This window comes from Lunatimonas sp. (assembly GCF_020832325.1).
Taxonomy (GTDB): Bacteria; Bacteroidota; Bacteroidia; order Cytophagales; family Cyclobacteriaceae; genus Lunatimonas.
Window position 1 is genome coordinate 72475 of the sequence record NZ_JAFIEU010000010.1, and the last position, 15054, is coordinate 87528.

Genomic DNA, 15054 nt, shown 5'->3' on the forward strand with positions numbered 1-15054 from the left:
AACACGGAACAGGTAAGTGGTCTAAATTTCCCATCCTACTGTCGGTAGAATAGGAAATTTGTTTACCCAATCCAAAACCCATGAAAAATCATGGACCTTACAATACACAACCGTAAATCCCATGCAAAAAAACGTTATCCCCTATTTATTCGTCGGCATTTCACTGCTTTTTTTTGCGCCCAGAATCATGGCCCAGGACCTTTCCGAAAAAGCTACGGCTTTTCTGGAAACACTGGATCCTGGCTTACAGCAGAAAGCCACCTTTCCCTTCGATCATTCGGAACGCTTCAATTGGCACTTCATCCCTAGGGAACGGAAAGGGGTGAATTTTCATGACCTAAACAACAGACAGACCCAAGCCGGGATAGAACTGCTAAAAGCTTCCCTTAGTCAACAGGGGCATCAAAAAACACAGGCAATCATCGAACTGGAGAACGTACTTCGGATCATCGAAAACCGCCCACCAAACGACACCTACCGGGATCCCGAGAACTATTATTTTTCCGTATTTGGGAGCCCCCACGCATCGGCTGAATGGGGTTGGCGATTTGAGGGGCACCACATTTCATTGAATTTTTCCTCCAAGCGGGGGACTGTCGTTTCCGCCACTCCTACCTTCTTTGGTTCCAATCCGAGTATAGTGCAGGTGGACCTACACCGCGGCAGGCAGGTACTTCAGCAGGAAACGAACAGAGGCTTTGCTTTTCTGGAAAGCCTGACCGACTCCCAAAAGGCAGTAGCCATCTACACCGATAAAGCCCCCTTTGATATTCTAACGGCCAACGACCGAAAGGCGTCCCTACAGCAGCCAGAGGGTTTAAGTTACCGACAGCTCACCCCTTCCCAGCAAAACATGCTGGAGGAGCTAATCGGAATTTACTTGGGCAACTACACCGATCAGGTACGTGACCGCCTATGGGAAAAGTTTAGAGCAGCAGGTATTGAAAACACCCATTTTGCTTGGGCGGGCAGTACCGTGAACGCTATCGGCGAGCCCCATTACTACCGGATTCAAAATCCCGCCCTACTCATAGAGTACGACAACGTTCAAAATAATGCCAATCACGTGCATACGGTCGTGAGGGATCTGAACAATGATTTTGGCAATGATTTGCTCGGAAACCATTACTTGCATGGTCATCCCCATGTGGCTGACTAGTCGAAATACCCTACCTGGAAACAAAATTACACTAACCAATGATGGTAGGCCAGTAGACGGTTACTTGCCAGCTTCTGATCTATTTCCTAAAATTGGTTATACCAAATACATAACCACTAAAATAACACATTTACCCCGATGAAGAAGATACTTACATGCCTTCTTGTGCCCTTTCTATTGGCACAATGCGCCCCTCCCGCAGAGGAGCAGACGCTGCCCATGCAGGTAGCCAAAGCCTACGGTTTCGATAACTTGGAGCAAGTAGCGAAGATTTCCTACACTTGGAATGTACGTCGTGATAGCGTCACTGTGTTGACCCGCGATTGGGCCTGGGACAGGATCAAAGGTGAAGTAGGGTACGCCGGACCAGATACCACGGTTACCTACCTAATCGCCGAAAAAACCGCCGAACTGGATGCGATTGATCAGCGCTTTATCAACGACAAGTATTGGCTCATGTTCCCGTTTCAGCTTGCCTGGGATACGGGTTATCGATACGAGGTGACCGAAGATCAGCGTTCTCCCATTCAGGGGATACAGGGCACCAAACTTTCCATCATTTACAACGATGCGGACGGGTATACTCCGGGAGATGCCTACGATCTATACCTGAACAGCGAGCTGCAAATTGTGGAATGGGTGTTTCGACGGGGAAATGGTCCCGATGGACGTGCGGTCACTTGGGAAAATATCCAAGAGTTTGAAGGCATCAGCCTGACGCTGGACCACAGGAACGAATCCGGGGATAAGTTCATTTGGTTTTCCAATGTCAAGGTGACCAAAAAGTGAGGCCTCTACCTCTTTAAAGCTTTTATAAAGGGCTTTTTCCCGCACCTGAGGCCACCCAACACACTTTGGTCGCATGACACGGATAATTTTTGTAAACTTACCCTCCTGTAGGAGACAATCTTTATAGGTCAATTACCCCCTTAAGAAACGAATGCTAAACCCATGACACCACGTTATTTTGTGCTTTTTTCTACCCTGATTTACTGGGGTATCACTACCGGCCTGATGGCCTTCCAATATCCATCGCCACTGCTGGAGGGTCAAGACATTACGCTGCACGAGGATGGTAGTTGGTGTTGGTTTCAGGACGATCGTGCGTTACTTTTGGGTGACAGGGTGATCTTTTCCGGTGTGACGTCTACAGGAGATAATACCGTGACGGAATGGGACCTCAAGACCAACCAAACCCAGTCCGCCAAGCTTACGGAGGGGTTGCTTCCCGCAGATGATCACAACGTAAGTGCCTTGATGCAGCGCCCGGATGGGAGATTTCTGGCAGTTTATGCAGGCCACTCCATCGATTCACTGGTCCGCTTTCGCATTTCTGAAAAGCCCGGCGACATTCGTTCCTGGACTCCAGAACAAACAGTCGCAACCAACGGACGGGTCTGTTACTCGAATGTGTACCGACTTAGCGATACGGGAGAAACCTTTAACTTTTACCGTGGGAATCAAAATAACCCCCATTTCCTGGTTTCCCAAAATGACGGGAGCAGTTGGGAGTTTGGCGGTAGGCTCTTTGAGGATTTCGGAAGGGCTTACCTGCGGTATGCCTCAGACGGGAAGAAGCGGATTCATTTTATCACAACCGAAGAACACCCCCGCCACTACAATAACAGCATTTACCACGGGTATTACGAAAGCGGGAACCTCTATCAGAGCGATGGAACCTACGTGGGCCCCATCAGCCGAAATGCAAACAGTCCCTACAAACCGAGCGATTTCACCAAAGTCTATGATGGAGATGCCTCTACACGTGCCGATGTAGCTTGGACCAGCGACATCAAGCTGGATGGACAGGGACGGCCTTTTATCGTTTTTTCGGTGACCAAAGACCCCATCACCAGGGGGGAAACCCGGAATACCTCGTTAGGAGGCTTTGACCATCGCTATCACCACGCCTATTGGGATGGAAGCCGGTGGGTGGAACAGGAAATTGCCTATGCGGGCAGCCGTCTGTATCCAGGCGAGAATGAATATACTGGATTGGTGAGCCTGCATCCGCTGCGTGCAGATATCGTCTATATCTCCTCGGACGTAGACCCCAAAAACGGGAAACCACTGGAAGTAAACGGGAAACGCAGATACGAGATCTTTCGGGGGATCCGCACTACAGACCTACAGTGGGAGTGGATACCGGTGACCTATCAGTCTAACGCGGATAACATTCGTCCCATCGTACTGGCTGATCAGGAAAAGGAAGTGGTCCTTTGGCTTAGCGGACGCTACACCACCTACAAAGACTATCAGCTAAACGTAGTAGGCCGGGTTCGTATGCAGCCTCCGTATCTATCGGAAAAAGAAAAGGTAGGAAACCGAAGCAAGCTGGTTACCTTTCTTATCAGTGAAGATCCGAACAATTACGAGGCAACATGGACCATCCCCGCCTTTGCCAAACAATTAGAAGATAACAGAGGCTATCGTACGCAGGTACTCCTAGGCAACGGCCCAAGGGAAAGCTACGAACTCCCGAATACCGAAATCATCCCCGACGCGGATCTGCTCGTAGTATTTATCCGTCGGGTAGGCTTGCCCGAGGCACAGTTGGAAATGATCAAAAATCACCTGAAAGCTGGAAAGCCCATCTTGGGAATTCGTACCGCAAATCACGCCTTTTCTATCCCTCCCGAAAGCCTGGAAGAAGGGCACGAGGCCTGGTGGGATTTTGTCCCAGAGGTGTTAGGGCATGAAAATCGAGGATATGGTCCTGCCGAAAGCCCCACAAAGGTGACCGTGAATCGTAAAAACCGCCGACATCCGATCGTGAAAAACCTGGCAGTAACCCAATGGATCAGTCAGGGAAATATTTACTTGGTAAACCCAATGCTTGACCCTAAAACCGACATCCTTTTAGCGGGTGTTTCGGGCCAACATCAGGAACCGGTGGCATTCATTCGAAGTGCTGGGAAAAGCAAGGTTTTTTATACCTCGCTAGGTTTCCCCACGGACTTTTCGAAAACACCTTTTATCCAATTGCTGTATCAAGCCATTGATTGGACGATACATTAATCGCATCTAATTACCTATTGACACCCATTTGGCCATTAAAACCCAACCGATTATCCAATGAATAAAATCCATGTAGTTATTTTCATCCTACTGCTTATGGGCACACATAGTTTTGCACAAACCAAGATGATTTGGAAAGCGGGCATTAGCAAGACCGTCATTACGCCGGATAAACCCATGTGGATGGCGGGATATGCTGCCCGTTCCACGCCCGCCACAGGTACGTACCACGATCTCTGGGCCAAAGCAGTCGTGCTCGAAGACCAATCCGGCAAGCAATCGGTTTTGGTAACGGCAGACATTTTGGGATTTCCCAAAAAGATGGCAGACCGCATCCGCCAGGCGCTGCGAGAAAAATACGGGTGGGAAAATAGCCAAATTATCCTTAACGGAAGTCATACCCATTCGGGCCCTGTCTTAGAGGAGGCACTTTACGATATTTATCCATTGGATGAAGAGCAGCTCAGCTTGGTCAAGAGTTATTCCCGCTGGCTGGAAGCTACAGTGGTAGCCCTTATCGATGAAGCAAAAGCAGCCATGGAACCTGCGAGATTATCCTCCGCCAATGGAGTGGCCCGTTTTCAAGTAAACCGAAGAAATAACTCGGAACGAGATATCGTGCATCAAATAGAGCTGGCTGGACCCAATGACCATGCCGTTCCGGTGATAAAGATCGAAAGTCCACAAGGAGACCTGCTGGGTATCGTGTTTGGGTATGCCTGCCATCCCACCGTGCTGGATCACTATTCGTGGTCGGGAGACTATCCGGGTTTTGCGCAGATTGAGCTGGAAAGAATGTACCCGGGGACAGTTGCTCTTTTCTTTCAAGGGGCGTCCGGAGACCAAAATCCCATCCCCCGCCGCAGCCTTCCCTTAGCCAAACAATACGGTAAATCCTTAGCCGCCGCAGTGGAGCGGGTGCTGGACGAAGAGATGAAACCACTGGAAGCAACGATACATACCGCCTATACGGAGATTCCCCTTGCACTGGCAGCACCGCCAAGCAAAGCCGAACTTACGCGAATGGCAAACGAACAGTCGGGATACATGCAGCGGTGGGCGGAGCGCATGCTTACCGAACAAACCATGGGAAAAACGCCGTTGTCCTCGTACCCCTACCCCCTGCAAATCTGGCAGCTCGGTGATCAACGGATTTTCAACATGGGAGGAGAGGTGACCGTGGCCTATGCCAATGAGCTGAAGGCAGCCTATGGGCAAGACAGCTTCGTGATGGCTTATTCCAACGATGTGATGGGCTACATCCCGTCAGAGATCATTTTGGATGAGGGTGGATACGAAGGCTATTCCTCTCAGATGGTTTATGGGCTGCCCAGTACCTGGGAAAAAGGCATCGAACAACATATTCTGGGTGCATTTGACCGGCTGGCTGAGGAACTAGGCATGGTTCCCGCCCGTTCAGCAGACTAAACGACTGGTACAAGTCTGCAATCGGGCAGGAACTCGGCATAAACCGGTTAGATTATCTTGTAAATTTCGAAGAGACTCCCCTAACAACGGAGGAACATTAAATTGTTGAAACACCAATAACTTTCAGATGAACAACCTATTACAATCCAACACCCTACTTTACATCCTAGCAGGAATTTTGTACGTGTCAACCGCCGTACCTGTCCAAGCCCAAGAAGCGTGGGAGGTGCTTTTCGATGGAACCAACATGGATAAGTGGCGCGGAAAAACAGACCCGGCTTTCCCCAGTCATGCGTGGAAATTCAAAGACGACATACTCTATTTGGAGGGAAAAGGAGGGGATATCATCACCAAGGACACCTACGGCGATTTCGAACTGGTATTTGAGTTTAACCTAACCGAGAAAGCTAACAGCGGTATCAAGTATTTTGTAGGCACCATTCTGAATGAGGAAACGGGAGCGACCATGATCAATGGGCCGGAATATCAGATCATCGACGATTTCAACCACCCGGAGATAAAAAAAGATCCGAATGGCTTGAGTTCCACCGCGTCTGGCTACCTCCTGTACAAGCCAAAGAACAAAACGCTATATCCCCACGGTCAGTGGAACAGCGGAAAGATAGTAGCGAAAGGAAAAAAGGTAGAGCATTGGCTCAATGGCGTAAAAGTGGTTTCTTACAAAAGAGGCAGCAAGGACTTTTTAAAGCGAAAAGCGGAAACCAAATTCAAGCACGACCTGAATTATGGAGAATTAGAAAGTGGTCATATCCTGCTTACCGACCACGGAGATCAGGTTTATTTCCGAAATATCAAGATCAGGAGGCTATAACTAGGAGAAAATTAGTATTAGATTTAAGATAGATCTAAAATCTAAACCTCCTCTCCATCTACCCCTTTCGAAGCTCTAGCACGGTGATTTCAGGCCAGATGCCTACCCTGCCAGAGAATGCGTGAAAACCAAAACCGCGGTTTACATAGAGGTATTTTCCGGCATACTCGGCCAGTCCCGCCCAGTTGGGATAGCGAAACTGCGCGGGGCTCCACCGAATCAGGGGAGTCTCAATTCCAAACTGCATGCCGTGGGTGTGGCCACTCAGCGTCAGGTGAACCTGCTTGGGGTGGTTTTTGACTTCCTCGTCCCAGTGGGAAGGATCGTGGGAAAGGAGTATCTTAAACTCCTCCTGTCCGCAGTCTTTCAGCGCTTTTTCCAAGTCGCCCTTCGCGTGAAAACCCACGCCCCAGTTTTCCACACCTAACAGGCGGATGTGTTGCCCATCCTTTTCCAGTACGACACTTTCGTCCAACAGTAGGCGATAGCCCATCTCTCCGTGCATTTCCTTCAGGCGTTGAAAATTCCGCGCTTTCTCTTCTTTACTTGACCAGGAGACATAGTCTCCGTAGTCGTGATTTCCCAAAATTGAAAACTGACCATAGGGGGCTTTGATCTGGGCAAATCCCGCAGCCATCGGACTAATTTCCTCCGCCTTGTGGTTTACCAAGTCTCCCGTAAACACAAAGAGGTCAGACTGCTGTTTTACAGCTAGGTCTATGCCACGCTGAACGGCATCGTAATCCGTAAAACTACCCGCATGGATATCTGAAAGTTGCGTGATGGTGAACCCGTCAAAGGCCTCGGGAAGGTCCTTGAAATAAACCGCCTGACGAATAACCCGGAAATTGTACTTCCCCCGCGTGATGCCGTATACGAAACCGGCAAAGGGAATCGCAGCAACAGCAAATGCGATTTGACTGACAAATTTCCGCCTATCGGGTAGGTATCCCCCTGTACCCGTGGCCTCCCCCCAGAAATAGTTCCAGCCACTCATCAGCACCCGACAAATATCCTCGCCAAAAAGAAAAAGAATAGTCGTAATCTGGGTGACCGTTACGGTCAAAAACACATTCAGCACCTGCTGGGAATCTCTGCTAATTTCCCCTTCTCTGGATATCCTGATAAAGGTGTACAGAAACCACAACGTGATAGCAACCATCACGAACCAATAGGCTCCGAAAATCAGGAGTTTCCCGCGCGGATGATCCCATCCTTGGAAGAGAGCCTTAAAGCCTTGAAAGGTGTACCAGTTTAAAAAACAACTAAATAAAAATACGGTAGTGATAAAAATAATGGGTCCGAGATTGTTCATAGAATAACGCTTTTGCTGTTTAATAATCGAAAAAATCCAGAAAAGGTTTAGCTAAACCCTAATTTAGCCCCGTTTGTACCAGCTCTACGCGGTTGGTAAGGGTAGATTCTACCAAATGGTCTCCTCCTACCGATCCGTGTACCGGCAACGTTCGGGAAGGGTGGTAGCCGGTGGCTAGTGGGATATAATGATTATCGGCGAGCAATCCCAAGTTGGGATCCAAACCAACCCAACCTGCACCAGGGAGATAGGCTTCCACCCAAGCATGTAATTCATGGCCCTCGTCCAGCTCGGGATTGAAAGCGTATCCGCTGACAAAGCGCGCAGCAATGCCCATGTTCCGAAGCATGCCCATCATCATCCAAGCCAGGTCCCTACAGGATGCCTGCTTCTTCGCGAATGTGTATGCCGGGTCCCACACATTCTCCTCTAGTCGGACCAAGTGTTCCCAGTCTGTGTAAAGAGAGGCATTCAGTAAACTGATAAACTGCAAGGGGTCTACTGATCTCAGGTGAGCTTTGGCAAAGGCCGTCAGCTCGGGGAAATGGGTATAGCTGAGGTATGGCGCAAGGAGAAGACTTTCTTCTGCTTCGTAAAGAAAGGGAATATCCCTCGCCAAATCTACTGCTTTCAAAAACCTAGACTCCATCACAAACGCATAGGGATTAAAGGGCCTGCTCTCTACCTGGGCGTGCAGGATGATCCGAAGTTCCGCTGTGGGTGCCCCAAACCAGACCTGAAAGTGCGGATTTCCTTCCAAGCTAAACCGCTCACTGATCCCCATAGGTTCGGGAAACACATCTATCCGGTAATCCTGGATACTTAGGTAATCCCGTTGCAGGGGTTTCAAATACAATTGGTGGGGGTTCAGGAACACCGGTGAACTGTATGCGTATATCGTCTCGTGGTATATCCGGATGTCCATAGTTTAGTGGCGTATTTTATTCCCCATCCTCAATTTCCGCATGGGAAAAGGCCTTTTTCAATCCCTCGGAGGGGAGTCGGTTGATCGCTTCTTTCAAGCAGTTATTCCAGAATTCAGAAATGTGGTTCAATTCGTGTTGTTCAAACCGGTTTTCGATGATATTGTAGCTGTCATTCTCCAAGATAACAGTATCTATGGGATAGTCCACATCGTTCGCTGAAATCCGTGTGGCATCGAAGGCGAGGAATGCGCTCTTGAGTGCAAAATCCAAGGGCTCGTCAAACTTTAAGGATCGCCTTAACACGGGGTTTCCAAACCCCGTGTTTCCGATAATCACAAAAGGCGTACCTTGACGTATTTCAATCCAGTTGCCCTCTGGATACAACATGAATAATTTGGGCTCCTTGTCTTCTTCCAATTGGCCGCCGATGATGGAATACAGGTTAAACGCCAGTCCTGATTCAGCCAAAGAAGCCTTGTCCTCCTTAGCGACACGCTTTACCTGATCGGCGAAGCCGTTGACTGCTTTGTACATTTTGTCAAAGGAGGCGTCTTCCTTTTCGATAAGTTCGGCAAAATAGGTGATCGCCTTATCCCTAACCGAGCGAAGGCCAGAAGTCATGATGAAGAACGAGTGTTTCTTTCTATTCACCGTGTACAGCTTTTTGGATGTGGTCGTATCGCTGCCCGAGGTTATGCGCGTATCTGCCAATCCTACTATTCCATACCTGGTTTTGATTCCTATGCAAAATGTCATCCTTGCGTGCTTATTTGATTCGCAAAGGTATCCTTTATTTGAAAAAAATTCTCATTGATACGATCTGAAATGAAATTAGTTTTAACCAACAGGTGCTCGAGGTATTCGTGCAGGCCACGCTGAATGATCTCGGTGACATCGTCGTATTCCAACCTAGAGCGCAGCTCACCGATCGCTTTTTCGGAGCTGTTGGAATACCCCGAACCATTGGAGCCGGTGATTTTTTTCAGGCAGGACTCAGCCTCTTTTAAGCAATAAAACACCGAACGGGGAAAGTATTTGTTGAGTAGCAAAAACTCTACCACACGGGCCGGGTCTATATTTCCGTAAAGCCGTCGATAGGTGTTGAATGCAGTTACGGACTTTAACAGGGCCATCCAGTGGAGAAAATCTAAGGGAGTGCCCACCTCGTCGGTAGAGGGCAATAGAATGTGGTATTTCACATCCAATATCCGGGCAGTTTTATCGGCCCGTTCGAGAAACTGACCCAGTTGGCGAAAATACCATCCTTCGGTCCTGGCGACAGTATTGTCTGCCAATCCATACAAAAGGAGGATTTGGCATTTTACACTTTCGAAAAAACCCCGTGGATCCTCTTTCATCCACTCCCTTTTTTCAGCTCCCCGTTTCACAAAATGGTACGTCTCATTGAGCTTCTCCCAGGTTTCCTTGCTGAGATTCTCCCTAATAATGCGGGCATTCTCCCGAGCAAAAGTCACCGATGAAATGAGCGAATTGGGATTGTCGGTATCAAACGCCAGAAAGTGCATCACTTCCTTCTTGTTAAACGCAGCGTGTTTTGACCGGTATAGGGCATCGTCACCCGTGGCCATCACCAAAGGCTCCCACTGCTCCTCTAGATCACCGGGTAGGTCCAGCATGAGGTTAAAATTAACATCTATAAACCGGGCATAATTTTCGGCTCTCTCCAGATACCGTCCCAGCCAGTAAATCGAATCTGCTACTCTACTTAACATGTTGTTGTGGTTTAGTCGTTAAATAATACCCAAGTATCTTTGCTTCCGCCGCCTTGGGAGCTATTGACCACCAAGGAACCTTTTTTCAGCGCCACACGGGTGAGGGCACCGGGAATCACTTGGATCTCTTTGCCGTACAGAATGTAGGGCCTCAAATCCACATGCCTAGGCTCTATGGTCTTATTTTCGATGATGGTAGGAACTGTAGACAGGGAAAGGGTGGGCTGTGCGATGTAGTTTTTCGGATTGGCCTGAATCAACTGCCGGAACTTCTCGTGCTCCTCTGTCGTGGCCTTCGGACCAATCAACATGCCATAGCCTCCGGCAGCATTCGTTTCCTTCACTACCAGGTCAGCGATGTTTTCCAATACAAACTTTCTGTCTGCCTCCTCTCTACATAGATAAGTGGGCACGTTGTTCAGAATGGGTTCCTCTCCGAGGTAATATTTGATAATTCGGGGAACGTAGGCATATACCGCCTTATCATCAGCCACACCGGTGCCAGGCGCGTTGGCAAGTGCGATGTTCCCTGCCTTGTACGCCTCAAACAGGCCTGGGACACCTAGCAGTGAGTCTGGATTAAAGACCAAAGGATCCATAAACACATCGTCAATCCGGCGATAGATGACATCGATTTGCTCCAGACCCTTGGTCGTACGCATAAATACCTTTTTATCCTTTACGACCAAGTCCATACCGGATACCAGCTCCACCCCCATCTGTTGGGCCAGATAGGAATGCTCAAAATAGGCCGAATTGTAAATACCGGGAGTCAACACACCAATTACAGGCTTGGCTTTATCCGAGAGGTTTTGTAACATGGAAAGCAGCTTGGCGGAATAATCGGAAACAGGACGTACACCCAGCCTGTTGAACAACGTGGGAAAGGCTCGCTTGATAATTTCGCGGCTTTCCAACATGTAGGACACCCCGGAAGGACAGCGTAGGTTATCTTCCAAAATAAAATAATCTCCGGATTGATCCCTCACCAAGTCGGTACCCGTGATATGGCACCATATTCCCTTCGGGGGAGTCAATCCCTTACATGCATGCAAGTAATCTTTACTCCCATAGATTAGATCCTCCGGCACAATTTTGTCTTTGATGATCCTGCCCTCGTTGTAAATATCTTGCAGAAATAGATTGAGGGCCTCAATGCGCTGCTTCAGACCACGGTCCAAGTGTGCCCATTCCTTTGCTGAAATGATTCTTGGGATAATGTCCAGGTGAAGAATCTTTTCTACGCCTTGTTTGTCGTGGTAGACGTTAAACGTCATGCCCATGGCCATCTGCGCCTTGTCTGCAGAAAACTGTAACCGGGAAAGTTTCTTTTGAGGGGTAGCTTCAAGCAATTCATGAAAAGCAGCACCTTGCTGCCGGGGCGTGCCATCAGGGAAATACATCTCATCGTAAAAATCCGCGGGATACGCATAATCAAACTTCATAGGGTCAATTTTTGGTTGGTAATGGTTATCAAAAAGCAAAAAAGGTAAATGAACGCACCATTTACAGACGCCAGCGGCTTCTTCCTTATCGCTCTTTAGGTCAGGCCAATTGGGTTTAAGCCTCGTTTGTCTAAGCTACACCTTAGACTACCTCCAACATAGCAAAATATTGTCAAAAAACCAACTTCGCTAGCACCTACCGTTAGAAATAGCACGGATGGAAATTGTCATTATAGGAATTGTCTTGATTAGGTTCTGATTCTGAAATATGTTTATGAAAACGAAATCTAATAGCCCCAACTCCCCAACCGCCTGATGGATTTGACCAAGAAAAGAGACCCCATAGGCCATTTTTCGAGGACAAAAACAAAATTTGGTCATTGTGCCTTTGCCAATCGCAAAAAAACCAAAACTCTGCCGGGTCAATTCACTCCAAGCAACTATTTCAGCAAATCGAATCAATAGTTTCAACGTTCGACAATACAATACCCTATACGGCACGAAACCGGATGTTCGCGCAAGTGACAAGGTATCAAAAGATCCTAGCATAGACCGATCACTTTGACCCCACCAAACTAATCATGAAAGCATATTCCATTGCCAGCTCCCGGAGTGCTCGAAAGCGACCTGAAGCTCCTCCATGACCTGCTACCATGTTGGTATGGAGCAACAGCAGGTTGTCATTTATTTTGTATTCCCTTAGCTTCGCTACCCACTTAGTGGGTTCCCAGTACTGCACCTGACTATCGTGTAGACCGGAAGTAACCAATAAATTTGGATAGGCTTGCCGTGCTACGTTGTCGTATGGAGAATAGGACAACATATAGTCGTAGTAGGTTTTGTCCTTGGGATTTCCCCACTCGTCAAATTCACCTGTGGTTAAGGGAATACTTTCATCTAACATGGTGGTGACCACATCTACAAAAGGAACCGCAGCAACAACTCCCCTGAACAACTCAGGCCTTGTATTGATTACCGCACCCATCAGCAAACCTCCAGCACTCCCACCCATGGCAAACAGACGGTCAGAGGCGCTGTATTGCTCCCGTTTCAAATACTCCGCACAGGCAATGAAATCGCTGAATGTATTTTTCTTCTTTAGCATCTTACCGTCTTCGTACCAGTAGCGCCCCATCTCCTGACCGCCACGGATATGGGCGATCGCATAGACAAACCCCCTATCCAGTAGACTTAGGCGATTACTGCTGAAGGTGGGATCGGTACTATACCCATAGGAACCGTAGGCATAGAGCAGCAAAGGATTGGATCCATCTTTTCGAAAGAGTTCCCTTTTGTATACCAGCGAAATAGGGATCTCTGTTCCATCTGGGGCAACACCCCAACAACGCTCGGACAGGTAGTCCGCCGCATTGTATCCGCCCACCACTTCCTGCTGCTTCATTAACACCTTGGATTTCGAATCCATGTCGTAATCGTATATGGAACTGGGCGTGCACAGCGAGTTGTACCCAAACCGAAGAATATTTGTGTAATACTCCGCATTTTGCCCAATCCAAACGGTATAGACCGGCTCATCCATTTTGATGTGATGCTTTTGCAAGCCATCCCAAGACCTGATCTGCAACCGTCCCAGTCCAAAAAATCGCTCTTCCAGCACTAGATGATTCTTAAAAACCTCCATTCCCTCCAGCAGCACATTTTCACGATGGGGAATATACTCCTCCCAAGACGATTTGGCACAGTCTCCCACAAGTGCCCGCATCAATTGGAAATTTTTAGCACCAAAGGCATTGGTCAAAATATAAAAATACTCCTCCACATGCTCCAACTCATATTCCAAATCCCTTTCTCTAGCCTGTACCAAGAGCCACTGCGCCTCTGGCTGATCAGCCGGCAATACCCGGTATTCAGTGGAAACCGTGCTTTGGGAAACGATGTACAGGTACTTTTGGGATTTCGACTTACGTACATGGCAGGTAAATGTGTCGTCTGTCTCCTCGTACACCAATAGATCATCCTCCTGAAAAGTACCCAACCGGTGCTTATAAATACGAAATGAGCGTAGGGTTTCCGGGTCCTGCTGGGCATAGAATATTGTCTGATTGTCATTGGCCCAAGAAAAGTTTCCAGTGACCGCCTGAAGCTGGTCCTCCAATAATTGCTCACGAACCAGATCTTTAAATGCCAGATTATAAATCCTCCTACCCACCGCATCGTAGGAATAGCACAACAACTGCTGGTTTTGAGAAATACCCAAACTACCCACTTGGTAGTAGGCACTGTCTTTGCCCAGCTCGTTGACATCCAACATAATTTCCTCTTCGGCGTCCAAATGTCCCTGCTTTCTGCAATAGATGGGATATTCCGAGCCTTTTTCGAAGCGATTATAATAAAAGTACCCATTTTTAAAGTAGGGCACGGACTCATCGTCTTCTTTGACCCTGCCCTTCATCTCCTCAAAAAGTTGATTTTGCAGTGTTTCAGTCGGTGCCATCACCGCCTTGAGGTAGTCGTTTTCGGCATTTAGGTAGTCGATCACTTCGGGATTGTCCCGGTCGTTCATCCAATAATAATCGTCTACCCGCAGGTGGCCGTGGACCTCAAGGGGCTTCTCCTGTTTTTTCGCTATTGGGGGTATAGGGTGGTTTTCTGTCATCATCGCTCTTACTTGGTTAGCTTTCCTAGCCACAAAGAAATTAAATTTTCATCCATTCTCTCCAGTAAAAGCGAGATTTCACTATATTGTTGGGTAAACCTGTCAGTTTATTCTTTATTGAAATCCAAAAGCCCGCAAATATGAGCCTTTTAAAAGAATTTAGAGATTTTGCCGTCCGTGGCAATGTGGTAGACCTCGCAGTTGCCGTTGTGATCGGCGGTGCGTTTGGCAGAATCGTCACATCTTTGGTCAATGACATCATCATGCCGCCAATCGGACTGCTGGTAGGCGGCGTAGATTTTTCCGATTTGGCCATTGTGCTCAAAGAAGCAACGGTAGGAGCGGATGGCGAAGCCGTTGCTGCCGTGACCATGGGCTATGGCGCCTTTATTCAGGTTATCATTGATTTCGCTATCATCGCCTTTGCGATTTTTATGATCGTAAAACTCATCAATAACCTCAAGCGAAGAGAGGAGAAAGCCACAACGCCTCCGCCACCAACCGTAAACAAAACAGAAGTCTTACTGGAGGAAATCCGCGACTTGCTAAAAACCAGCAAAAACCCTTCCTAAGGATTCACC

12 protein-coding genes are annotated in these 15054 nt (G+C 48.1%); 6 read left to right on the top strand and 6 right to left on the bottom strand.

Going from position 1 to position 15054, the window contains the following annotated elements; all coding sequences use genetic code 11:
* Positions 1-121: 121 nt before the first annotated feature.
* The 5 genes from JJU34_RS03070 to JJU34_RS03090 all read left to right on the top strand — a co-directional run bounded on the left by JJU34_RS03070 (position 122) and on the right by JJU34_RS03090 (position 6437).
* On the top strand, positions 122-1159 hold the full coding sequence (locus JJU34_RS03070) for a DUF3500 domain-containing protein (protein ID WP_228690861.1): 1038 nt from the start codon (positions 122-124) through the stop codon (positions 1157-1159).
* 138 nt (positions 1160-1297) lie between these two features.
* Positions 1298-1948 carry a hypothetical protein gene (locus JJU34_RS03075; protein WP_228690862.1) on the top strand — a complete coding sequence of 217 codons (651 nt, stop codon included), beginning with the start codon at positions 1298-1300 and terminating at the stop codon, positions 1946-1948.
* A 162-nt stretch (positions 1949-2110) separates the two neighbouring features.
* Positions 2111-4177 (top strand): BNR-4 repeat-containing protein, encoded by a 2067-nt coding sequence (locus JJU34_RS03080; RefSeq protein ID WP_228690863.1) that lies wholly within the window; start codon positions 2111-2113, stop codon positions 4175-4177.
* A gap of 57 nt (positions 4178-4234) precedes the next feature.
* Positions 4235-5605, top strand: a complete 1371-nt coding sequence (locus JJU34_RS03085; RefSeq protein ID WP_228690864.1) for a neutral/alkaline non-lysosomal ceramidase N-terminal domain-containing protein — start codon at positions 4235-4237, stop codon at positions 5603-5605.
* Between the two features lie 127 nt (positions 5606-5732).
* Positions 5733-6437, top strand: a complete 705-nt coding sequence (locus tag JJU34_RS03090) for a DUF1080 domain-containing protein (RefSeq protein WP_228690865.1) — start codon at positions 5733-5735, stop codon at positions 6435-6437.
* Positions 6438-6495: 58 nt separating this feature from the next.
* Here JJU34_RS03090 and JJU34_RS03095 read toward each other — a convergent pair whose 3' ends face one another.
* The 6 genes from JJU34_RS03095 to JJU34_RS03120 all read right to left on the bottom strand — a co-directional run bounded on the left by JJU34_RS03095 (position 6496) and on the right by JJU34_RS03120 (position 14506).
* Entirely contained in the window at positions 6496-7752 is a 1257-nt protein-coding gene (locus JJU34_RS03095; protein WP_228690866.1) for a metallophosphoesterase, read from the bottom strand.
* A gap of 58 nt (positions 7753-7810) precedes the next feature.
* The gene (locus tag JJU34_RS03100) at positions 7811-8677 is read right to left on the bottom strand and encodes a transglutaminase family protein (protein WP_228690867.1); all 867 of its coding nucleotides are present in this window, start codon (positions 8675-8677) and stop codon (positions 7811-7813) included.
* Between the two features lie 16 nt (positions 8678-8693).
* The gene (locus JJU34_RS03105; RefSeq protein ID WP_228690868.1) at positions 8694-9434 is read right to left on the bottom strand and encodes a peptidase; all 741 of its coding nucleotides are present in this window, start codon (positions 9432-9434) and stop codon (positions 8694-8696) included.
* Positions 9431-10411: an alpha-E domain-containing protein gene (locus JJU34_RS03110; RefSeq protein ID WP_228690869.1), complete on the bottom strand. Its 981-nt coding sequence runs from the start codon at positions 10409-10411 to the stop codon at positions 9431-9433. Before JJU34_RS03110 ends, JJU34_RS03105 begins: the two co-directional genes overlap by 4 nt.
* Positions 10412-10422: 11 nt before the next feature.
* Complete coding sequence (locus JJU34_RS03115; protein WP_228690870.1) at positions 10423-11856, bottom strand: circularly permuted type 2 ATP-grasp protein; 1434 nt, start codon at positions 11854-11856, stop codon at positions 10423-10425.
* Positions 11857-12412: 556 nt separating this feature from the next.
* On the bottom strand, positions 12413-14506 hold the full coding sequence (locus JJU34_RS03120; RefSeq protein WP_366512667.1) for a S9 family peptidase: 2094 nt from the start codon (positions 14504-14506) through the stop codon (positions 12413-12415).
* A gap of 107 nt (positions 14507-14613) precedes the next feature.
* Here JJU34_RS03120 and mscL point away from each other — a divergent pair, with 107 nt between their 5' ends.
* Positions 14614-15045: a large-conductance mechanosensitive channel protein MscL gene (gene mscL / locus JJU34_RS03125; protein WP_228690871.1), complete on the top strand. Its 432-nt coding sequence runs from the start codon at positions 14614-14616 to the stop codon at positions 15043-15045.
* The last annotated feature ends 9 nt before the right edge of the window (positions 15046-15054 follow it).

Bases quoted from the DNA above. Each gene is read 5' to 3' on its own strand.
- JJU34_RS03100 (WP_228690867.1), bottom strand. From the start codon at position 8,677: ATGGACATCCGGATATACCACGAGACGATATACGCATACAGTTCACCG.
- JJU34_RS03085 (WP_228690864.1), top strand. From the start codon at position 4,235: ATGAATAAAATCCATGTAGTTATTTTCATCCTACTGCTTATGGGCACA.
- JJU34_RS03110 (WP_228690869.1), bottom strand. From the start codon at position 10,411: ATGTTAAGTAGAGTAGCAGATTCGATTTACTGGCTGGGACGGTATCTG.
- JJU34_RS03090 (WP_228690865.1), top strand. From the start codon at position 5,733: ATGAACAACCTATTACAATCCAACACCCTACTTTACATCCTAGCAGGA.
- JJU34_RS03075 (WP_228690862.1), top strand. From the start codon at position 1,298: ATGAAGAAGATACTTACATGCCTTCTTGTGCCCTTTCTATTGGCACAA.
- JJU34_RS03115 (WP_228690870.1), bottom strand. From the start codon at position 11,856: ATGAAGTTTGATTATGCGTATCCCGCGGATTTTTACGATGAGATGTAT.
- JJU34_RS03095 (WP_228690866.1), bottom strand. From the start codon at position 7,752: ATGAACAATCTCGGACCCATTATTTTTATCACTACCGTATTTTTATTT.
- mscL (WP_228690871.1), top strand. From the start codon at position 14,614: ATGAGCCTTTTAAAAGAATTTAGAGATTTTGCCGTCCGTGGCAATGTG.
- JJU34_RS03105 (WP_228690868.1), bottom strand. From the start codon at position 9,434: ATGACATTTTGCATAGGAATCAAAACCAGGTATGGAATAGTAGGATTG.
- JJU34_RS03070 (WP_228690861.1), top strand. From the start codon at position 122: ATGCAAAAAAACGTTATCCCCTATTTATTCGTCGGCATTTCACTGCTT.
- JJU34_RS03080 (WP_228690863.1), top strand. From the start codon at position 2,111: ATGACACCACGTTATTTTGTGCTTTTTTCTACCCTGATTTACTGGGGT.